This window comes from Natronococcus sp. JC468, from assembly GCF_012163165.1.
GTDB lineage: Archaea > Halobacteriota > Halobacteria > Halobacteriales > Natrialbaceae > Natronococcus > Natronococcus jeotgali.
In genome coordinates this window covers 1-18892 of the sequence record NZ_JAAVUO010000039.1, presented here as the reverse complement: position 1 = coordinate 18892, position 18892 = coordinate 1, and the positions used below count along the sequence as shown (strand labels likewise).

The 18892-nt window shown below is 66.4% G+C and carries 18 protein-coding genes, 1 tRNA gene and 2 pseudogenes; 9 read left to right on the top strand and 12 right to left on the bottom strand.

Annotated elements, in window-relative coordinates:
• Positions 1-136 precede the first annotated feature (136 nt).
• Positions 137-211: transfer RNA gene (locus GWG54_RS16810), tRNA-Val, on the top strand.
• Between the two features lie 407 nt (positions 212-618).
• On the opposite strand, the gene GWG54_RS16805 is transcribed toward GWG54_RS16810, so the two are convergent.
• Positions 619-1557: an A/G-specific adenine glycosylase gene (locus tag GWG54_RS16805; RefSeq protein WP_167938858.1), complete on the bottom strand. Its 939-nt coding sequence runs from the start codon at positions 1555-1557 to the stop codon at positions 619-621.
• Positions 1558-1664: 107 nt separating this feature from the next.
• On the opposite strand from GWG54_RS16805, the gene GWG54_RS16800 reads away from it, so the two are divergent.
• Positions 1665-1988 (top strand): hypothetical protein, encoded by a 324-nt coding sequence (locus GWG54_RS16800; RefSeq protein ID WP_167938857.1) that lies wholly within the window; start codon positions 1665-1667, stop codon positions 1986-1988.
• Between the two features lie 174 nt (positions 1989-2162).
• On the opposite strand, the gene GWG54_RS16795 is transcribed toward GWG54_RS16800, so the two are convergent.
• Positions 2163-3530 carry a hypothetical protein gene (locus GWG54_RS16795; RefSeq protein ID WP_167938856.1) on the bottom strand — a complete coding sequence of 456 codons (1368 nt, stop codon included), beginning with the start codon at positions 3528-3530 and terminating at the stop codon, positions 2163-2165.
• A 454-nt stretch (positions 3531-3984) separates the two neighbouring features.
• Positions 3985-5892, bottom strand: a complete 1908-nt coding sequence (locus GWG54_RS16790; RefSeq protein ID WP_167938855.1) for a DHH family phosphoesterase — start codon at positions 5890-5892, stop codon at positions 3985-3987.
• A gap of 103 nt (positions 5893-5995) precedes the next feature.
• On the opposite strand from GWG54_RS16790, the gene GWG54_RS16785 reads away from it, so the two are divergent.
• Both GWG54_RS16785 and GWG54_RS16780 read left to right on the top strand, forming a co-directional pair.
• On the top strand, positions 5996-6490 hold the full coding sequence (locus GWG54_RS16785; RefSeq protein ID WP_167938854.1) for a Mov34/MPN/PAD-1 family protein: 495 nt from the start codon (positions 5996-5998) through the stop codon (positions 6488-6490).
• 82 nt (positions 6491-6572) lie between these two features.
• Complete coding sequence (locus GWG54_RS16780) at positions 6573-7004, top strand: adenylyltransferase/cytidyltransferase family protein (protein ID WP_167938853.1); 432 nt, start codon at positions 6573-6575, stop codon at positions 7002-7004.
• Positions 7005-7342: 338 nt separating this feature from the next.
• On the opposite strand, the gene ilvD is transcribed toward GWG54_RS16780, so the two are convergent.
• Positions 7343-9082 carry a dihydroxy-acid dehydratase gene (gene ilvD, locus GWG54_RS16775; protein ID WP_167938852.1) on the bottom strand — a complete coding sequence of 580 codons (1740 nt, stop codon included), beginning with the start codon at positions 9080-9082 and terminating at the stop codon, positions 7343-7345.
• A 71-nt stretch (positions 9083-9153) separates the two neighbouring features.
• Positions 9154-9795, bottom strand: coding sequence for a molybdenum cofactor guanylyltransferase (locus GWG54_RS16770; RefSeq protein ID WP_167938851.1), 642 nt, complete (start codon positions 9793-9795; stop codon positions 9154-9156).
• A 197-nt stretch (positions 9796-9992) separates the two neighbouring features.
• Here GWG54_RS16770 and GWG54_RS16765 point away from each other — a divergent pair, with 197 nt between their 5' ends.
• Positions 9993-11153, top strand: coding sequence for a glutathione-independent formaldehyde dehydrogenase (locus GWG54_RS16765; protein ID WP_167938850.1), 1161 nt, complete (start codon positions 9993-9995; stop codon positions 11151-11153).
• 223 nt (positions 11154-11376) lie between these two features.
• Positions 11377-11724 (top strand): DsrE family protein, encoded by a 348-nt coding sequence (locus GWG54_RS16760; RefSeq protein WP_209438500.1) that lies wholly within the window; start codon positions 11377-11379, stop codon positions 11722-11724.
• A gap of 42 nt (positions 11725-11766) precedes the next feature.
• Here the strand turns inward: GWG54_RS16760 and GWG54_RS16755 are convergent, their stop codons facing one another.
• Positions 11767-11934, bottom strand: a complete 168-nt coding sequence (locus tag GWG54_RS16755; protein WP_167938849.1) for a hypothetical protein — start codon at positions 11932-11934, stop codon at positions 11767-11769.
• Between the two features lie 123 nt (positions 11935-12057).
• On the opposite strand from GWG54_RS16755, the gene GWG54_RS16750 reads away from it, so the two are divergent.
• On the top strand, positions 12058-12216 hold the full coding sequence (locus GWG54_RS16750) for a hypothetical protein (protein ID WP_167938848.1): 159 nt from the start codon (positions 12058-12060) through the stop codon (positions 12214-12216).
• Here the strand turns inward: GWG54_RS16750 and GWG54_RS16745 are convergent.
• The 5 genes and pseudogenes from GWG54_RS16745 to GWG54_RS16730 all read right to left on the bottom strand — a co-directional run bounded on the left by GWG54_RS16745 (position 12211) and on the right by GWG54_RS16730 (position 15694).
• Positions 12211-13326: a GTP-binding protein gene (locus GWG54_RS16745; protein ID WP_049892563.1), complete on the bottom strand. Its 1116-nt coding sequence runs from the start codon at positions 13324-13326 to the stop codon at positions 12211-12213. The two genes, GWG54_RS16750 and GWG54_RS16745, sit on opposite strands and share 6 nt — an antisense overlap.
• A 128-nt stretch (positions 13327-13454) precedes the next feature.
• Positions 13455-14117: a phosphate signaling complex protein PhoU gene (gene phoU / locus GWG54_RS16740; protein ID WP_167938847.1), complete on the bottom strand. Its 663-nt coding sequence runs from the start codon at positions 14115-14117 to the stop codon at positions 13455-13457.
• 1 nt (position 14118) lies between these two features.
• On the bottom strand, positions 14119-14253 hold the full coding sequence (locus GWG54_RS21215; RefSeq protein WP_280842108.1) for a hypothetical protein: 135 nt from the start codon (positions 14251-14253) through the stop codon (positions 14119-14121).
• Positions 14250-14654, bottom strand: a pseudogene (locus GWG54_RS16735) (ABC transporter permease subunit); the annotation flags it as partial. The pseudogene GWG54_RS16735 and the gene GWG54_RS21215, both read right to left, overlap by 4 nt.
• 47 nt (positions 14655-14701) lie before the next feature.
• Positions 14702-15694 carry a PstS family phosphate ABC transporter substrate-binding protein gene (locus GWG54_RS16730; protein WP_167938846.1) on the bottom strand — a complete coding sequence of 331 codons (993 nt, stop codon included), beginning with the start codon at positions 15692-15694 and terminating at the stop codon, positions 14702-14704.
• Between the two features lie 482 nt (positions 15695-16176).
• Here GWG54_RS16730 and GWG54_RS16725 point away from each other — a divergent pair, with 482 nt between their 5' ends.
• Positions 16177-17169, top strand: coding sequence for a phosphate uptake regulator PhoU (locus tag GWG54_RS16725; RefSeq protein ID WP_167938845.1), 993 nt, complete (start codon positions 16177-16179; stop codon positions 17167-17169).
• Positions 17170-17254: 85 nt separating this feature from the next.
• The gene (locus tag GWG54_RS16720; protein ID WP_167938844.1) at positions 17255-18241 is read left to right on the top strand and encodes a beta-ribofuranosylaminobenzene 5'-phosphate synthase family protein; all 987 of its coding nucleotides are present in this window, start codon (positions 17255-17257) and stop codon (positions 18239-18241) included.
• Positions 18242-18748: 507 nt separating this feature from the next.
• Here GWG54_RS16720 and GWG54_RS20985 read toward each other — a convergent pair.
• Positions 18749-18892 (bottom strand): annotated as a pseudogene (locus tag GWG54_RS20985) (EamA family transporter); the annotation flags it as partial.

The following is an 18892-nucleotide window of genomic DNA, read 5'->3' as shown; positions in this document are numbered from 1 at the left end:
TACACGGACTTAAGCGTATCGCCGCCCGTGGTGGGGAGTTACGCACGACGGACGATTCGAAACCTTCAATTACGGCCGTCGGCAAGCAAGGAGTGCAGGCGAGGTGGCGCACGACGCCACGGACGCGAAACCAGGCGGGTTGGTGGTCTAGTCTGGTTATGACACCTCCTTGACATGGAGGAGGCCGGCAGTTCAAATCTGCCCCAACCCATTTCTGACGATCTAATACGACGAACGCAGTGAGGAGTGCGTTCGTCAGAAACTGTTAGGCGGTTTGAACCAGGGAGTGAAGCGAACGGAGTGAGCGAAACGACCGTGGTTCAAATCTGCCCCAACCCACTACTTCTGTCGCTCGCGGGTTTGCTCGCGACAGAACCGTCACGTTGAGCAGTTTGAACCAGACGAGTCGCGCACAGCGAGAACGCGGTCGCCGACCGCGATTGCGAACGGCGCGAAGCGCCGTGAGCGAGCACGTCTCGTCGAGGTTCGAATCTGTTCCAACCGATCGTTCTCCGTAACGACGAGGAGCGACGCCTGACGCCGTGTGCTACCGCCCGCCTACCCTGTCTCGAGCTACCGAGAGGAGGACCACCTGGGCCTCGAGACGCCGTTCGACGCCTATCGCTCGAGGCGCGCGACCGTCGTCCCGTCCCGCCGTTCGACCTCGACGAGCCCGTCGTCGGCGAGATCCGAGAGCAGCCCCTCGAGCCACGCCCGACCGTACTCGCCGCCGGGGGCGTAATCAACCCGGATCCGCGGTCCGAGCGCGTCGAGTTCGAGTTCGTCGTACTCCCGTAAGGTTCCGATCACGCGCCCGCGGAACTGTCGACGGCTCCCCTCGAAGCTGGGCTGGGTCGGCACGTCCGGGGCGGTGAAATCCCCCGTCTCGTAGGCCGAACACCACTCGCGCCAGGGGCACCCCTCCTCGTCGCAGCGGGGCGTCTGTCGGCAGGCGACCCCGCCGAGTTCCATGACGGCGTTGTTCCAGACCCGCGAGCGCCCTGCGGGCATGAGTTCGTTCGCCCGCTCCTCGAAGGCCGACTCGTCGTCGGGGACGTCGAAGGCCCGATACAACACGCGTTTGACGTTCGTATCGACGACCGCGTTCCCCTGGTTGAACGCGAAGCTCGCGACCGCGTTCGCGGTGTATGGCCCGACGCCCATCAGCTCCTGGAGCTCCTCGGGCGTCTCTGGAAACTCGCCGTCGTACTCCTCCTCGACCTGCCCGGCGGCCTCGTGGAGGTACTTCGCGCGGTTGTTGTAGCCGAGGCTGTGGTCGGTCCAGAAGCCGACGACCTCGGCTCGATCCGCGGCCGCCAGCTCGGCGGTCGTCGGCCAGCGCTCGAGGAAGTCCTCCCAGGCGTCGACGACCCGGTCGAGCTGGGTCTGCTGGCTCATCACCTCGCTGACGAGGATCTCGTAGGCGTCGTCGGTCTCGCGCCAGGGGAACGAGCGGTGGTCGGCCTCGTACCACGCGATCAACGACTTGCGGACGTCCGCGAGGTCGTCGGGCACCGACGGCTCGTCGGCGTCGACGTCTGCGTCGGCGTCACTCATCGGCCGCTCTAGCGACCGCCCCGGCTTACGTGTACTGGATCGCCTCCGGCGGCGTCCTCGAGGGCGAGCACGAAAGGTCTATCCGGCCCGCGCGAGTCCGCCCCCCTATGAGCCTCGACGACCTCAACGAGGAGGTGCAGGAGTCGTACGGCGACGTCGGCGACGAGCTGACCGTCGCTCTCGATCGGGAGACGCGAAACGAACTGGCGCTGCTCGAGACGGCACTCGAGCCCGAGGCGACCGACGAACTCGTCCGGCGGGCGATTCACATGCTGTTCCAGACGACCGTCGACAGCGGCAAACTCGACTTCCAGCTGCGCTCGGGGTACGACGTCACCTACGACGAGTACCTCTCGGGGATGACCTTCGACGAGATGACTGGCGCCGACCAGTACCCGAGCATGGACGACGAGCGACGCTACCAGTTCTAGGCTCGAGCAACGCAGACTCACACGTCCCAGCAAGACAACGGTGGGTAGTAGCGACTTCCTTAGTTGGGGCCGCGAAATTCGTGATCGGTACGGGCCGCGTAGCGAACCGTACTAACTCCGTCTGCGTACAAAAGACCGCTGTCGGCTTCAGCTGTTCGGATTTCCGGGCCCTGTTCAACTGTTATCGACGGGGTCGCCCGAGCCGTCCTCCGGACAGAAGACGCGGAACCAGCAGATCTTCTTCTTCAAGTTGCACGATATCGTCGCACAGTACTCACCGTCGACTGGCTCGGCAAGTACAGGGTCCTGCTCCGTGCAATTCTTGTGATGTGTGTCCTTCTGGCCGTCGTCGCACTTGTCGTGTTTCTTTTGCTGTACGGCATAGCTGACGGCGAACGGGAAGGGTGCACGGATCGTCACCTCCTTGCGGTCACCCTCGATCGAGAACGCATCCGGATCGCCTCCGGTTTCGACTTTCGGACACCACTTTCCTTTCTTCTTGTAGTACTTGTACACGATGTCGAGATCCGGCGGGCACTCCGGCGGTCTCTGACACGGTGCATCCGCTGCTGCCACAAGCTGATCGAACAGCAAGAACTCCTCGTACTCCACGATGAGACGTTCCGGATCGCGATCTCCCGGGAGTTCGACCGTTGCAACACCGGTAGCATCGACCATCGGCATGTACGTCTCTGTGGAACCGTCCGTGAAGTCCACCGTTACATCCAGCTGTTCGCCCTCGTCGATGTTTGTGGTCTGGATAGTAATCTGTGCACACGTGACCTCGATATCGGTGACAGCCGGGTTATCCCCACATGGTGCATCGGATGCCACCACACCTGCATTGAACAGAATGAACCCGTCGTACTCGATCCGAAGGTGGATTGGATCACGATCGCCAGGCAACGTAACGGTCGCCTGGTTATCGGTGACTGTCGGGGTATATTCCTCCGTGGATCCGTCCGAAAAATCAACCGTCACATCGAGCGTTTCACCATCGTCGATGTTCGAGGTGGTGAGAACTATTTGGTCACAGGTAACGTCTACGTCGTCGACAGACGGGGGAGCTTCGTCTGGACATGCGTACAGAGTTACGTTGCTGATGTCCAGCAACATCTCCGGTTGACCGTTAGATTGCTCTATGCACCACGTAACGTCTTCCTGTGGGTCCTCCGGAACCTCGCCCAAGAAACAGTACTGGCCTGCCTTGAGCGTGATGTAATCGGCATTTTCCGGAATCTCTTCGGGCGAGAGCGTAAAGCATTGCCCGGACAGACCACTAAACAGGGCAACGGCAACCGGCTCGTTTTCACAGACCGCACGCACGCAGTCGATACACTGTCCCGCCTGTCCTGGTGGGTCTGTCGGCCCTGTAGCAGCGTCTCCACAGAACGGTGCCGGAAGAGAGTCCTCAGTTTGCGCGCCAGTCGTCATCGAGAGGCCACCGATTCCAACGCCGACGGCAGTCAACCCTTGCAAATAGAATCTCCGAGTGACGCTCTTTCTCCCGTTACCCAGTTGGGCTGGTTCTTCGTTAGACATCTACAACACGAACTGTCATCACGTATTAATTAGTAAACATACTTTTCTTTCGATGATTGTAATCCTCCGTAACAGTTTTATCTTCTCGAGAATTGTACCGCCAGCAGGGTATCGGAGACGACGGAGAGACCACCGACGAGAGAGCCTCCCGCTCTCGAACCACGCTCCTCGATCGCGTCGTACGCTGCGGTGTTTTCGTCGCCTCGCCGTCCTCGAGAACGGGGAACTTCGCTCTCCCGAGCAGCGAGGGACCACCGATCCCTCGAGGACCTCGCAGACGCGAAGCGTCCGCTCAACGCGCCAGCCCCGTTCAGTCCCCCGCGGAGGTCAGTCGAGACTGCAGACTCGAGGCTGGATGCTCCATACGCGTTCTTCCGTACCGATTCGATGCGAGAACTGAGTGTCGTCAGCGAAAACTGCTTGCGAACCGCTCGTCCGCGGATCGACCGCCCGATCAGTCGTCGTCGATCAGCGCCGCGCTCGAGAGCGCCTCGTCGATGTCGGCCTCGGCCATCTTCTCGATGAGGGCGTCGATCACTTCCTCGCGTTTGCCCTTGACGAACTTGATCGAGCCGACGACGAGGTGGCCGCCGCCGGAGACGCCGCCGCCGGGGATCTCTTCTTCGAGCTCCGAGACCATGTTCGGGATGTCCAGTCGGACGCCGTCGGATCGGAGCACGGCGAAGTCGGGACCGTAGCCGACCGTGATGACGGGATCGCCGGTTTCCTCGATCTTGCGGTCGTGGAGCTCGCCGGTGGTCTTGCCCGGTGCGGGGTACGTAAATCGGTGGGCGTGGTTCTCGACGTCGATTCGGTAGAGGTGAGCGCCGTTGTCGAGCTCCTCGCGCTCGACGTGGGGCGTGGCGGCCTCCAGTTGCTCGTCGACCTCCTCACGGGCGCGGTCGGCGAAAAAGGAGACGAGCTCGCGGTGGCGCTCCTCGTCGTCGGAGTCGACCTGAAGCAAGTCCTGGATCAGCCGATCGCCGGAGTTGTACCGCAGCCAGAAGGCCGCGTAGTCCAGCGCTTCGCTGACGTCCTTGAGCCGCTGTTCGTCGTACCCCTCCTCGGCGGCGAGCTCGAGGTAGTCGTCCATCGCGTCGGCCTTCGAGCGGTCGGCGAGGCCCGCGACGGCGGGGACGTGGCGCAGCTCGTCGGTCATGCCGGGGTAGATTATCCGTGCGAGCTCGACGCAGAGCATCCCCGTCGTGATCCGGTAATCTTCCTCGTGGAGGTAGGGGTTGACGTGGGCGTCGAGCAGCTCGCCGACCGCGTCGGGATCGGGGTGGTGGTGGTCGAGCGCGACGATGGGAATGTCGTAGTGGGCCAGGGTCTCGTAGGCCGGGACGTCCTCGGCCGTCGAGCCGTTGTCGAGCATCAACAGGAGCGGGAGCTGCTGGCCGTGGCGCTCGCGGTCCTCCAAGGCGAAGTTCAGGTCCCGGGTGGCGTCTTCCATCTCGTAGAAGGGGGCCTTCGCCGGGAGCCGTTTGATGAGGTGTTGGGGTGCGTCGTCGTCCTCGTGGACGTCGGCGATGAACCGCTCGAGAGCGATCTGGACCGGGACCGCGGCGCACATTCCGTCGCCGTCGGCGTGGTGGCGCACACGGATGGGGCGTCCCTCCAGCACCGTCCGGCGCAGGAGCCGCGCGACCTCCTTCAGGTTCGGCCGGAGCTTCTCGAAGGCCGGCCAGTCGATCAGCGGCTCGACGTCGCGGGGCTCGGCGCGGTCCTCGAGGGCGGCCTCGAGTCGCTCGCGGGCCTCGTCGGCGTCCTCGCCCTCGAGTTTCGAGAGGCCGTCGACCTCGATCTGGACGTCGCCGTCGCGGTGTTCGGGTACCCCGGTGACGCGGACGACGTCGCCGACCTCGATCGAGGGGTACGCCCGGACGCCGGCCTCCTCGAAGGCCGCACAGGGGACGATCCCTCGCTCGTCGGCCACATGGAAGATCGTCGGGCCGGCAGTCTGTTTGACCTGGACGATCTCTCCCTCGACGTGGATCTGGTCGCCGACGTTGGCCTCGAGGCGATCGGTACCGGTCAACGAGTAGTCCCGGGAGACCGCCTCGAGGGTGTAGTCGTCGACGTCGACCGGCTCGAACGCCATGTCGCCGTTGTCCCGGACGGTTTCGAGCTCGACGACGAGTTCGTCGCCGACGGCGTAGGTGCCCTCGAGGACGGATTCGTGGACGAGGCCGGAGACTGAATCCGAGAGATCGACGAAGACGCCGTAGTCGACGATGCCGTTGATTTCAGCGAGGTAGGGTCGATTTCGTTCGAGATCGTCTGCGGTACAGTCGGGAGCGAGATCGTAGACGACGGAATCCCCGTCGCCGTCGCCGGCGTCGCCGGCGGGCTCAGCAGTCATCGTTGGCCGTTGTTTGTGACGGGCGCGTATAACCCTTGTTAAGCCTGCCGGCCCGGGGTGGCCTTTCGGAACGTTTAGCAACCGCAAGCCCGCACGGGTGGGTATGGGGCTGTTCGACGCGCTGTTTCGCTCGAGCGAGATCCTCGGGATCGCCGAGGAGACCCTCGAGTTCGCCATCGAGTCCTCCGAGGCCGCCCACCCCGACGAGTACATGGGGTTTCTTCGCGGCACCGAGGCCCGCGAGCTCGGCCTCGACCGGAGCGGGCTCGTCATCACCGACGTGCTCGTCGTGCCGGGAACGGAGACCAACAGCGTCAGCGCGACCGTCCGGACGAGCCAGATACCCAACGACGTGAAGGCGCTCGGTAGCGTTCACTCGCACCCGAACGGCGTGATCAGCCCGAGCGACGCGGACGTAGAGACATTCGGCCGCGGGAGCGTCCACGTCATTATCGGCGCGCCGTACCGACGGACCGACTGGAAGGCCTTCGACCCCCGGGGCCAGCCGACGACCCTGAACGTGATCGACGTCGAGCTCCCCGAGGGCGACGACTTCTTCGATTTCACGCAGGCCGACATCGACGAGGATCTCCAATGACTCCGAACGCAACTCACTCACTCGAGGCGACCGACGACTCGGACTCCGATCGACGACCCGCGCCGGAGGCGCGATCGCTCGAATGAGCCGTACCGTCATCGCGCAGGGCACCTTCGACATCCTCCACCCGGGCCACGTCCACTACCTCGAGGACGCCGCCGCGATGGGCGACCGGTTGTACGTGATCGTCGCCCGCAAGGCAAACGTCGACCACAAGGCGGCGCCGATCTGTCCCGCGACCCAGCGCCGGGACGTCGTCGGCGCGCTCGAGGCCGTCGACGAGGCGCGTTTGGGTCACGAGGAGGACATCTTCGTCCCGATCGAGGAAATCGACCCCGACGTGATCGCGCTGGGCCACGACCAGCACCACGACGCCGACGCGATCCGGGAGGCGCTGTCGGCCCGGGGCATCGACTGCGAGGTTCGGCGGGCGAGCGCGCGCGAACCCGCCAGCGAGGACGAGTTGCTCTCGACGCGGCTGATCGTCGATCGGATCCTCGAGCGTCGGGGGTAAACTGCGACGGAACCGGGAGCAGCGTGGCCGTCGGGAGGAAATAGGGGAGACGACCCGACGTGCGAAGCCGCGGCGTCGAGAGCGGGACGCCGAACTCGCCGCCGCTCCGAGCCTAGTTTTTGAGTACGCAGCGAGGGGGACGGGGTATCGAATCTACCGTGTGTCCCGTCTCGACGAAGTGCTCGACCGCCTTTCTCGAGACGTCCTGCTCGCTGTCGCCGTCCGCCGTGCTCGCCTCCCAGTCGCACTCGAGACAGTACTTGTGCATCCCTCGCTCTGTTCGGTACTCGGAGACGGGGCCGGGAAAGACCCGTGCAGGAAATCGAAGGGACGTCGCGCTACTCGCGTTTGACTCCCGGGTTGGTGACGGCGCCGTTCGCGGCCGAGTCGAAGTCCCGCCCGTACTTCGCTAGCACGCCGGCGTCGTAGGCCGGCTCGGGGCGGTCCCACTCCTCGCGGCGGGCCTCGAGTTCCGCGTCGCTGGCGTCGACCTCGAGGGTGCGCTCGGGGATGTCGACGGTGATCTCGTCGCCGTCCTCGAGCAGACCGATCGGACCGCCGACGGCCGCCTCCGGGGCGACGTGGCCGATCATCGGGCCCCGCGTCGCGCCCGAGAACCGCCCGTCGGTGATCAGGGCGACGTCGTCCTCGTGGCCGGCGCCGACGACCGCGGCGGTGACGCCGAGCATCTCGCGCATCCCGGGACCGCCGCTGGGCCCCTCGTTGCGGATGACGATCACGTCGCCGCTCTCGATGTGGCCCTCCTGGACGTACGCCATGGCCTCCTCCTCGTCCTCGAAGATCCGGGCGGGGCCCTCGTGGTGGAACTGGTCCTCGCCGGTCGCCTTGAGCACGGCGCCGTCGGGGGCGAGGTTGCCCGAGAGGATCTTGATCGCGCCCTCCTCCTGTTTGGGATCGTCGACGGTGTAGAGGAAGTCGGCCTCGATCACGGAATCGGCGGGCAGGTCGCGTTCGTCCTCGAGGTGCTCGAGCTCCTCGGCGATCGTCCGCCCGGTGACGGTCATGGCGTCGCCGTGGAACAGGTCGGCCTCGAGCAGCCGTCGGATCACGACGGGAACGCCGCCCAGTTCGTGGAGGTCGTTCATCACGCGGGAGCCGCCGGGCTGGAGGTCGGCGATCTTCGGGGTGCGCTGTGAGATCTCGTCGAAGTCCTCGATCTCGAGGTCGACGCCGGCCTCGCGGGCCAGCGCCAGCAGGTGGAGCACGCCGTTGGTCGAGCCTCCGATCGCGGTCTGGAGCGCGATGGCGTTCTCGAAGGACTCGCGGGAGAGGACGTCGGAGGGGCGGCGCTCCTCCTCGACGACCTCGACGGCGAGTTCGCCGGCGCGCTCGGCGACCGCATACCGTTGCTCGTCCTCCGCGGGCGGGGAGGCACTGCCAAGCGGCGCGAGCCCGAGCGCCTCGGAGATCGAGGCCATCGTGTTCGCGGTGAACATGCCGCCACAGGAGCCGGCGCCGGGACAGGCGTTGCGCTCGAGGTCGTCCAGCTCCTCGGCGTCCATCTCGCCGGTACCGTAGGCGCCGACGCCCTCGAACACCTGGACGATGGTGACGTCCCGGCCCTCGTGCTCGCCGGGCATGATCGAGCCGCCGTAGAGGAACACGGAGGGGAGATCCGTTCGGATCGCAGCCATCATCATCCCGGGCAGGTTCTTGTCGCAGCCCCCGATCGTGACGAGCCCGTCCATGCGTTCGCCGAAGCTAACGAGTTCGACGCTGTCGGCGATCATCTCGCGGGAGATCAGCGAGGCCTTCATCCCCTCGGTCCCCATCGAGATGGCGTCCGAGATCGTGATCGTTCCGAACTCGATGGGCATTCCCCCGGCCGCGTCGGCGCCCTCGATGGCCGCGTCCGCGACGTCGTCGAGGTGGACGTTACACGGTGTGATGTCGGCCGCGGGGTTGGGGACGCCGATCATCGGCGAGGAGAGGTCCTCGTCGTCGAACCCCATCGCGCGGAACATCGCGCGGTGGGGCGCCTTCTCGGCGCCCTCCGTGACCTCGCGGCTCTGGAGGCGCTCGTCTTTCCCGTGGTCGAACCGATCGTCGCTGCTCATGGTCGGATCTTGTCTCGGGGGGACATAAGTCACGCCTTCTCCTCAAGGGTTGCTGGCGATCGTCGAACTGGCTAACGGATTCGGTCCGCCGCCTCGAGCCGATCGGCCGCCTCCCGGAGCGCCGCCTTCGTGTCGATGCTCTCGAAGGTCGCCTCGCTCACGCCCTCGAGTTCGTCCTCGCCGACGACGACGGCGTCGAGCTCCTCGATGGCCGCGAGGATCCGTCCGTCTTCACGCTCGAGGACGTCGGCGCAGGCTCGGGCCATCGGATCGGCCCGGTAGACCGCCTGAGTCGTCTGGTACCAGCCGTCGTCGGGTCTGACGAGCGCCCCGTCGTGGCCCTCGGCGCGGTCGGCGAGTCGCTCGAGCAGGGCGGGATCGACGAACGGCATGTCGCAGGCGACGACGGCGGCGTACTCCCGGCTGGCCGCCTCGAGGCCGACGGCGATCCCGGCCAGCGGCCCGCGATCGGGTTCGGGATCGATCGCGAACGTGAGTGGTTCGGGAAAGTCGGCCATCGCCGCCTCGATCGCCCCGCGCTGGTCGGCCCGGCAGTTGATCACGAGCTCGTCGCAGACGGTCGCGAGTCGGTCGGCGACCCGCCGGATCATCGGCGTCCCCGCGAGCTCCGCGACCGCCTTGTCGTCTTCGCCGAACCGCGTCGAGTAACCGCCCGCGAGGACGACCCCCGACAGTGGTCGCTGAGACCTCATAGTCGGCGCTTGGGGTGGCGGGCCGTAATAGCTGTCGGGGACCGATCGAAACCGACCGTTCGTCCGGTTTCGTTCCCGGAATTGATACTAGATATCGATGCGAAATACTAATCACACACAACAGCTGTGGCGTCGATCACAGCAACATTTACCCGGAGATTCGTGGCAGGTACCGTGGAGACTGATATCGAATGTCAATGAACGCTGTCGTATACCAGGGACCGCACGAGGTCGCCGTCGAGGAAGTCGACGAACCGCAGATCGAACACCCCAACGACGTCGTCGTCGACATCACGACGACCTGTATCTGCGGGTCGGACCTCCACATGTACGAGGGCCGAACCGCCGCCGAGGAGGGGATCGTCTTCGGCCACGAGAACATGGGCACCGTCAGCGAGGTCGGCGAAGCCGTCACGAGCCTCGAGGAGGGCGACCGCGTCGTCATGCCCTTCAACGTCGCCTGCGGGTTCTGTCGGAACTGCGAGAACGGCTACACCGGGTTCTGTACCAACGTCAACCCCGGGTTCGCCGGCGGCGCCTACGGCTACGTCGCGATGGGGCCCTACAAGGGCGGGCAGGCCGAGAAACTTCGCGTTCCGTACGCGGACTTCAACGCGCTGAAACTCCCGGAGGGCGACGAACACGAGGACTCGTTCGCGCTGCTGGCGGACATCTTCCCGACGGGGTGGCACGGCACCCGGCTGGCGAACCTCGAGCCCGGCGAGTCGATCGCGATCTACGGGGCGGGACCCGTCGGTCTGATGGCCGCCTACAGCGCGAAGCTCCAGGGCGCCGCCGAGATCTACGTCGTCGACCGCGTGGAGAGTCGCCTCGAGATGGCCGAGGACCACTGCGACGCTCATCCGATCAACTTCGAGGAGGGCGACCCCGTCGAGCAGATCGTCGAGCAACACGGCGACGAGGTCGACAAGGGCGTCGACGCCGTCGGCTACCAGGCGATCGACCCCGAGACGGACCCGGGCGACGACGCCTACGACCCCGCCCGTGAGAACCCCGCGGTCGTGCTCAACCAGCTGATCCAGACGGTGCGACCGACCGGCGAGATCGGGGTCCCCGGACTGTACGTCCCCTCCGACCCCGGCGCGCCCGACGAGATGGCCGCCCAGGGTCGGCTCGGCATCGACTTCGGGAAGCTCTTCGAGAAGGGTCTCCGGTTCGGGACCGGCCAGTGTAACGTCAAGCAGTACAACCGCGAGCTGCGCGATATGATCATCGAGGGCCGGGCCGACCCCAGCTGGGTCGTCTCCCACCGCGTCGACCTCGAGGAGGCCCCCGAGATGTACGAACGCTTCGACGACCGCGAGGAGGGCGTCGTCAAGGTACTGCTCGAGCCCTGAGCAGGACGGCCGTCCTTGCCGACGGAACCGCGGACGAACCGCGGTTTCGGGGCCCGCGATCGGTCTTCGGACGCACGATTTCTGTCGATTACCACGGCTGCGGGTAGCGGACGCTGCGCTCTCGGCCGCCTCTCGCCGTCGGACGTCGGGGCGTATCGTCGACGACCGGTTCCGAAACCGGCCAGCAGAAGAGTTAATAATATTGGGGATACAATACACGACTATGACGGAAGCAACCGACGACGTCGAACACATCGGCATCGTACTGGAGACCAGCGACCCCGAGCGAGCCTGGAACGCGTTCCGGTTCGGGATCACGGCGCTCGAGGACGGCCACGACGTCTCGGCGTTCCTGCTCGGCGAGGGCGTCGAGGCCGAGGAGATCGACGACGAGGGGTTCGACGTCAGGGACCGCATGGAGGCGTTCGACGACGCGGGCGGCGAGTTGCTGGCGTGTGGTACCTGCCTCGAGATCCGAAACAGCGAGGGGAGCGAGGTGTGTCCGGTCTCGACGATGGGCGACCTCCTCGAGGTCGTCACGACGGCGGACCGTGTGCTGACGATCGGCTAGGGATGCCGGCTTCGATCCACCGCGGCGGAGCGGTCCCGACGGCTAGCACCGAAGCCACACCGTCGGATGCTCCGCGCGGAGGTGGTTCTGGTAGCGCTTGATCAGGTTGGGGTAGGTATCGTCGACCGCGTGCCAGGCGCAGTGATCGCAGAATCGCTCGACGACGTCGGTCGAACTGCCGACGTATGCGCCGTTTCGTTTGGGAGTCATGCTCGTGTGGTAGGCGTCCTCGGCGCCCCGTCGGTATGGCTCTTCTGACGGCCCGGCTGATCACCGTCCCTCGTTCCCTCGAGCGACGCCAACCCTATGTCGGAGACGGTGCTATCTCGCGTCATGTGCAAGTACTGCAACTACTCGTTCACCGACGGCTGGGGACAGCTCCTCGAGTACGACGACGTCTACCAGGAGGCCCTCCCCGAGTCGACGACGACGCAGTCGACCCACGGCTTTCACGAGTCCTGGGACGAGCTCAGCGACGAACTCGAATTATAGGGGGAACGGGTCCGTCCAGTCGCCCTCGATCGCCCGCCCCGACTCGATCAGCATCGACTCGAGTTCCGTCCGGAGTCGCTCCTCGTCCATCTCGCGGCCGATGAACACCAGCCGCGTCCGCCGATCGTCGTCGGGGCCCCACTCGCCGATCGGTCCCGCCTGCACGGCGGGGCCGGCCTGACTGACCCCGATCACCTCCTCACGCCCGGCGACGTGACAGACCCCCTTCGCGCGGATCACCGACTCGTCCCAGTCCTCGAGCCACGCGCCCAGCTCGTCCGGGCGAAACGGCTCGTCGGCCCGGAAGACGAACGAGGAGACGCCGTGGCGCTCGGCCGCGCTCGCGTCCGGGCCGTGATCGTGTCCGTGGTCGTGGCTCTCGCCGCGCAGCTCTCGTTTCCACCCCTGGGAGCGCTTCGCGTCCTCGAAGTCGAACCGCCCCGTTCCCAGCACGAGATCGGGGTCGACCTCGGCGTACGTCGTCCGGACGCGCTCGGCGCGGGGCTGGAGCCGCTCGACGACGGTCTCGATCTCCTCGAGGACGTCGTCGGGAACCATGTCGGTCTTGTTCAACAGGAGGACGTCACAGAACTCGACTCCCTCGACCAGCACCTCGCTCAGGGGCCGTTCCTCGTCGGGCTGGGCGCCCTCGGGCAGCGTCGCCCCGGCGTCGAACTCCTTCCAGAAGCCGTAGGTGTCGAGGACTGTCACCGTCGTGTCGAGTTCGAACAGTTCGGTCGGATCGATCTCGCTCTCCTCGGTGCCCTCGAGGAACACCCGCGCCACCGGGATCGGCTCGCTGATCCCGGAGGATTCGACGAGCAGGTAGTCGAACTCGCGGGTCTCGGCGAGCCGACGGGCCTCCTCGAGCAGGTCGCCCTGCAGCCGACAGCAGATGCAGCCGTTCGAGAGGTCGATCACCCCCTCCGCCTCGTTCTCGCGGGCGATCAGTTCCGCGTCGACGTTGACCTCGCCCATGTCGTTGACGATCACTGCGATCTCGTACCCCGCCTCGTTCGCGAGCAGGCGATTGACCAGCGTAGTCTTGCCGGCGCCGAGGTAGCCGCTGAGGATCGTTACCGGAATTCGACCGTCCCCGTGTCCTGACATAGCGTACCGTACGGGACGGCGCCGGGCTACTAAACGGCGCGGGTCGCTCGGGCCGCGGCGACGAGGCGGCGTCGGTCCCCGCTCGCGTCGCTCGCTCGAGCGCGACGGTCGAGTTCGCGCCGTTGCGGTCAGTAGATCAGCGCGTCGTCGTCGTCGACCATGTACAGCGTCCGCGCGGCGACGTTGACCGCGTGGTCGCCGACCCGTTCGATGTCACGGATCGTCAGGAGCATCCGCGAGACGTCCTCGAGGACCGCGTCGACGTCGTCGGGTTCGGTCTCGACGAGGTCGCGGACGACGGTCCGGCTCGCGCGCTCGCAGCGCTCGTCGATCTCGTCGTCCCTCGCGGCGATCGCCCGGGTCGCCGCGGCGTCGCCGTCGGCGTAGGCCCGCGTCGCGTCCTCGACCATTGCGACCGTTTCCGCCCCGACGCGGGCGATGTCGACGTCGGGGTAACGGTCCCGCTCCGCCCGGCGGGTGTACTCGCCGAGGTTGACCGCGAGGTCGCCGATCCGCTCGAGATCGGTGATGATCTTGAAGGAAGCGGCGACGAACCGCAGGTCGCTGGCGACGGGCTGTTGGAGCGCGAGCAGGTCGATACAGGCCCGCTCGAGCTCGAGGTAGCGCCGGTTGATCTCGGCGTCGCCGGCGATGACTTCCGCGGCGAGCGCGTCGTCCTTTCGTTCGTACGCCTCGAGGGCGCGTTGCAGCCGTCGGCTGACGGCGTCGCTCATCTCCACGACGTTCGTGCGCAACTGCTCGAGTTGCTGCTGGTAGTCGGTTCGTGCCATGTCAGTCGAGTGCGTTCCGTCGGTTCGCGAGTCGATTCCGCTCTCGGCCGTCCGCGCGACCGTCGGGCAGCGTCTCCGACGCCGCGGCGACGGTCGCCGTCGAGGCGCCGCCCGCTCGTTGATCGTCCCGTCTCATCCCTCGCGCTGGTACTTGTTCCGCAGGAGGATCGCCGACCCGTTCAGCATCAGGAGGACGACGAGCAGCGTGACGACCCCCGCCGCGAGGACCCCGTACCGGAAGTCGGCGTCGATCAGCTTCGACCAGGAGGAGATCTGGCGGGGCATCGCGCTGAACAGGCTGGTGAAGGTATCCGACGGGACGCGAACGACCGCGGCCGCCCCGATCATCAACAGCGGGGCGGTCTCCCCGATCGCCCGGCCGAACGCGAGGATCGTCCCGGTCAGGATCCCGGGCATCGCCCGCGGGAGGACGACGCTGCGAACCGTCTGCCACCTCGTGGCGCTGACGCCGTAGGAGGCCTGGCGAACCGAATCCGGGACGTTCCTGTTCGCCTCCTGGGTGGAGACGATCGGCACTCATTGGGAGATCACGGTGAAAGTACAGGTGGGAGTGTCCGCAGCGGTCAGTTATCCGCCGTCTCCTCGAGCGTCGACAGGTTCTCGTCGACGACGTCCTGACTTGCTGGGACGTACCCGACCTCGTCAGCGATCCAGTCGGCCGACGAGTTCTCGACGTAGAACCGCATGAACTCGGCGACCTCCTCGCGCTGGAGGGCCTCCTCGGAGGGGTAGACGAACAGCGGCCGGGCCATCGGATAGGCGCCCTCGCTGGCCGCTTGCAGCCCCGGCTCCCCGCAGTCGTCGTCCTCGCTTTCTCTGACCGCGAGGGCCTTCACGCGGTCCTGGTTCTCCTCGTAGTAGGCGTAGCCGAAGTAACCGATCGCGTGCGGGTCGTCCTCGATGCCCTCGACGATGATGTTGTCGTCCTCGGTCGGCTCGTAGTCGGTGCGGTGGTTTCCGGCGTCACCGACGGCGTTCTCGGTGAACCAGTCGAACGTGCCCGAGGTCGTGTCGGGGCCGTAGAGGACGAACTCCTCGTCGGGCCAGTCGTCGTTGACGTCCGCCCAGGTCTCGGCGCCGCCCTCCCGCCAGATCTGGGCCATCTCGTCGAAGGACATGCAGTCGACCCAGTCGTTCTCCGGGTTGACCGCCATCGTCACCGCGTCGCCAGCGACCTCCATCTCGACGGGCGTCACGTCGTTTTCCGCACAGTGGTTCTCCTCCTCGGACTTGATCGTCCTCGAGGCGCCGTTGATGTCGGCGTCGCCGGGACAGAAGTGGTTCTCGAAGCCGCCGCCGCTGCCCGTGGAGTCGACGGTGACGTTGACCCCGGGGTGCTCCTCCATGAACCGCTGGCCCATCTCGTCGGAGATCGGGAACACCGTGCTCGACCCCTTGACGACGACCTCCCCGGAGAGCTCCCCGTCGCCGTTCTCGGTCCCCGTGTTCGTCTCGGAACAGCCGGCGATTGCGACTGCGCCGGCCGATCCGACCACACCCAGGAGTTTTCGCCGCGAGACGCCACCCGTCGAAGCCGCGTACCGGTTGTCTGCCATCGAGTACTCGATTCGGGAGAGAGTAAAAGTACGATGCTATGAGGCCTATATGCCGGTCGGGAGGGACATATCCCGGTACGGATACCCCGCGCGCTTCTCGAGACGGGGACCGTCTCCCTCTCCGAGGACTCCCTCGAGACGATCGCACATCGCCGCGGCCGCGTCGCGACGAGCCCGAACGCACGGATATCGAAACGCGACAGCCGACCCCTACCGACGGATCCGTCGCCGTCGAGCCGCTTCGACTTCTCGAGAGCGGACGATCGGCGGGATCGCGGATCCGACCGTCCCGCGACCGAGAGCAATATATCCATAAATATCTATATAGTACTACGTTCCGATACTGTTACCGACGTACTGATACGGTCGGGTACCGTCGTCTCACAGTCCGAAAACGGATGCAGTAGTGGCGCTTCACCGAGATATCCGACCGTCTCTATAGATCGATGCAGATTTATATCCCTCTGTGGCAACTGCCACCCATGGAGACGCGCAAGGTGCAGGTGACGGGCGGGTCGACGTACACCGTCTCGCTCCCGAAGACGTGGGCCACCGAGAACGGCGTCGCGAGCGGAACGACCGTCGAGATCTACTCCGAGGACGACACGCTGTTGCTCACCCCGCAACGGGAGACGACCCACCAGGAGGGGTCCCTCGAGGTCTCGGAGCTCGAGAACGAACAGCTGGTCCGGGCGATCTTCACGATGTACGTCAGCGGATTCGACATCATCCGCCTGGAGGCGAACCGGATCACGACCGACCAGCGCCGGGCGATCAGGAACGCGACCCAGGGACTGGTCGGCGTCGAGGTCGTCGAGGAGAACAACGGGCTGGTCGTCATCCAGGACCTGCTCGACTCCGCGGAGCTGTCGATCGTCAACGCCGTTTCCAGAATGCGCCTGATCGCGACCTCGATGCTGTCCGACGCCGTCACCGCCCTGGTCGAGAACGACGACGACATCGCCCGCGACGTCATCGAGCGCGACGACGACGTCGACCGCCTCTTTCTGGTCGTCTCCCGGATCTTCCGGGCGACGCTTCGCTCACCCCGGGCCGCGGAGGGGCTGGGCGTCTCGCGGGAGGACTGTTTCGACTACCACTCCAGCGCCCGCCAGCTCGAGCGCGTCGCCGACCACGCCGCCAAGATCTCGGCCCTCGCGCTCAAGCTCGAGGCCGTCCCCGAGGCCGTCGCCGACGCCTTGCTCGCGCTTCACGCCGACACCGCCGATATCCTCGAGACGGCGATGGACGCGCTGTTCGCCGACGGCGATGAGGCCACGTCGTTCGGCCACGAGGCCCTCGAGGCCGTCCCCGAGATCGACGACCACACCCGGACGATCGACGAGATGCTCTACGAGCTCGAGCCCGTACAGGCCCAGTCGCTCGGGCTCGTGCTCGACTCGCTGTCCCGGAGCGCGGACTACGGCGGCAATATCGCCGAGACGGCCATGCAGAAGGCCGCACCCCGCCCGTGACCGGGCGCCCCTCGAGCGCCCCGACGCCGACCGTTGCCGGGGACGAAACCCCCTTCCCGAGCGGATCCCTACGGCGGGACCAGCGATGACGACGGCCACAGTCAGCGCGGGCGCGCGCCTCCACGTCGGCTTTCAGAACCTCTCGCTGGCCCGACGGCGCCTCTACGGCGGCGTCGGCGTCGGCCTCGAGCGGCCCCGCGCGACCGTCGTCGCCGACCCCGCGTCGACGGTCGCGGCGTCGGACCCGCTCGTCGCCGAGTACGCTCGGCGGGCCGTCGACGCGCTGGGCGTCCCGGGGATCGAGCTCTCGCTCGAGCAGCGCCTACCGCGTCACGTCGGCCTGGGCAGCGGCACCCAGCTCGCGCTCGCGGTGCTGGCGGCGACCGCGCGGGCCCACGGCCTCGAGCCCCGGGTGCGCGAACTGGCACCCGCGATGGGCCGGGGTGGCCGCAGCGGCGTCGGCGTCGCGACCTTCGAGGACGGCGGGTTCGTCGTCGACGCCGGCCACCCCACGAGCCGGTTTACGACCGAGCCGCCCGCGGAGGGCGACTGGACGGTTCCCCCCGTCGTCGCCCGCCACGACCTCCCCGCCGACTGGCGCTTTCTGATCGTCGTCCCCGACGCGGATCCCGGACGCAGCGGCGAGAACGAGGACGCCAGTATGCGCGCGGTCGTCGAGCGGGCCGACCCCGCGGTCGCCGACGAGCTCGCGGGCGTGGTCACCCGCAAACTGCTGCCCGCCGCGGCCGAGGGTCGCCTCGAGGCCTTCGGCGAGGCGGTCGCCGAGATCGGCCGCAAGAACGGCTCCTGGTACGCCGACGCCCAGGGCGGGGTGTTCCGCCCGCCCGCGGGCGAACTGGTCGCGACCCTCGAGGACTGTCCCGTCCTCACGGGCGTCGGCCAGTCCTCGTGGGGCCCGGTCGTCTACGGGCTCACCGACGCTGACCACGCCACCGAGGCCAGGGGTGCAGCCCAGGACGCACTCGAGGATGGCGGGTTCGGCGGTGAAGTCGTCCTCTCGGCCGCGGCGACCGCCGGGGCGACGGTCGACCTCGGGACGGTGCGGAAGTAAGTTACCCACGACTGAAGTCGTGAGCTTTCCCCCGCGAAGGGTTTCGGCCCACGCTTCGTCCGCCGTCACGGGCGAGTTGTACGGCAGAAGGTCAGTCACACGGAGGGGTTTCCTGCGTGGTTTTCCGACCTGTGGTCTGCGTCCGAATCTGCCTCACACCACGTTAATTATCGGTGGACTCTCACCGCTTCATGGTCGGGTAATCCGACCAGAGGGGCGCTGTATCATCCGTCCCCGATTTCAGGGCCTACCTACGGAGGCCCCTCCACGGCCGACACATTTGGCCGACCGGGAGTGTATCCTAATCATGTCTCTATTGACACTTAATGATAGCGGTGGCGAAACCAGCCGTGCTATCGGCGGCGGGATCAGCGGGACTGTCGGATTCCTCCCACGACTACAGTCGTGGGCTTCCTCCTCGAATCATGTGAACGAACCCGACGGGTCGACGGTCCTCCATCGCGGTGGTGCGCGCTGGCCGATCACGAGCGGACGGCGGGGAGGATGTCACTGGGAAACCAGGGCGACCCCGATAATTGCGAACGCGATCCCGACAAATCTCGTGAGCGTCACTTCGTCTCCGAGGACGACCATCCCGATGAGAGCCGCGACGACGAAGTACATCGCACCGAGCGTAGAGACGACCGTCGT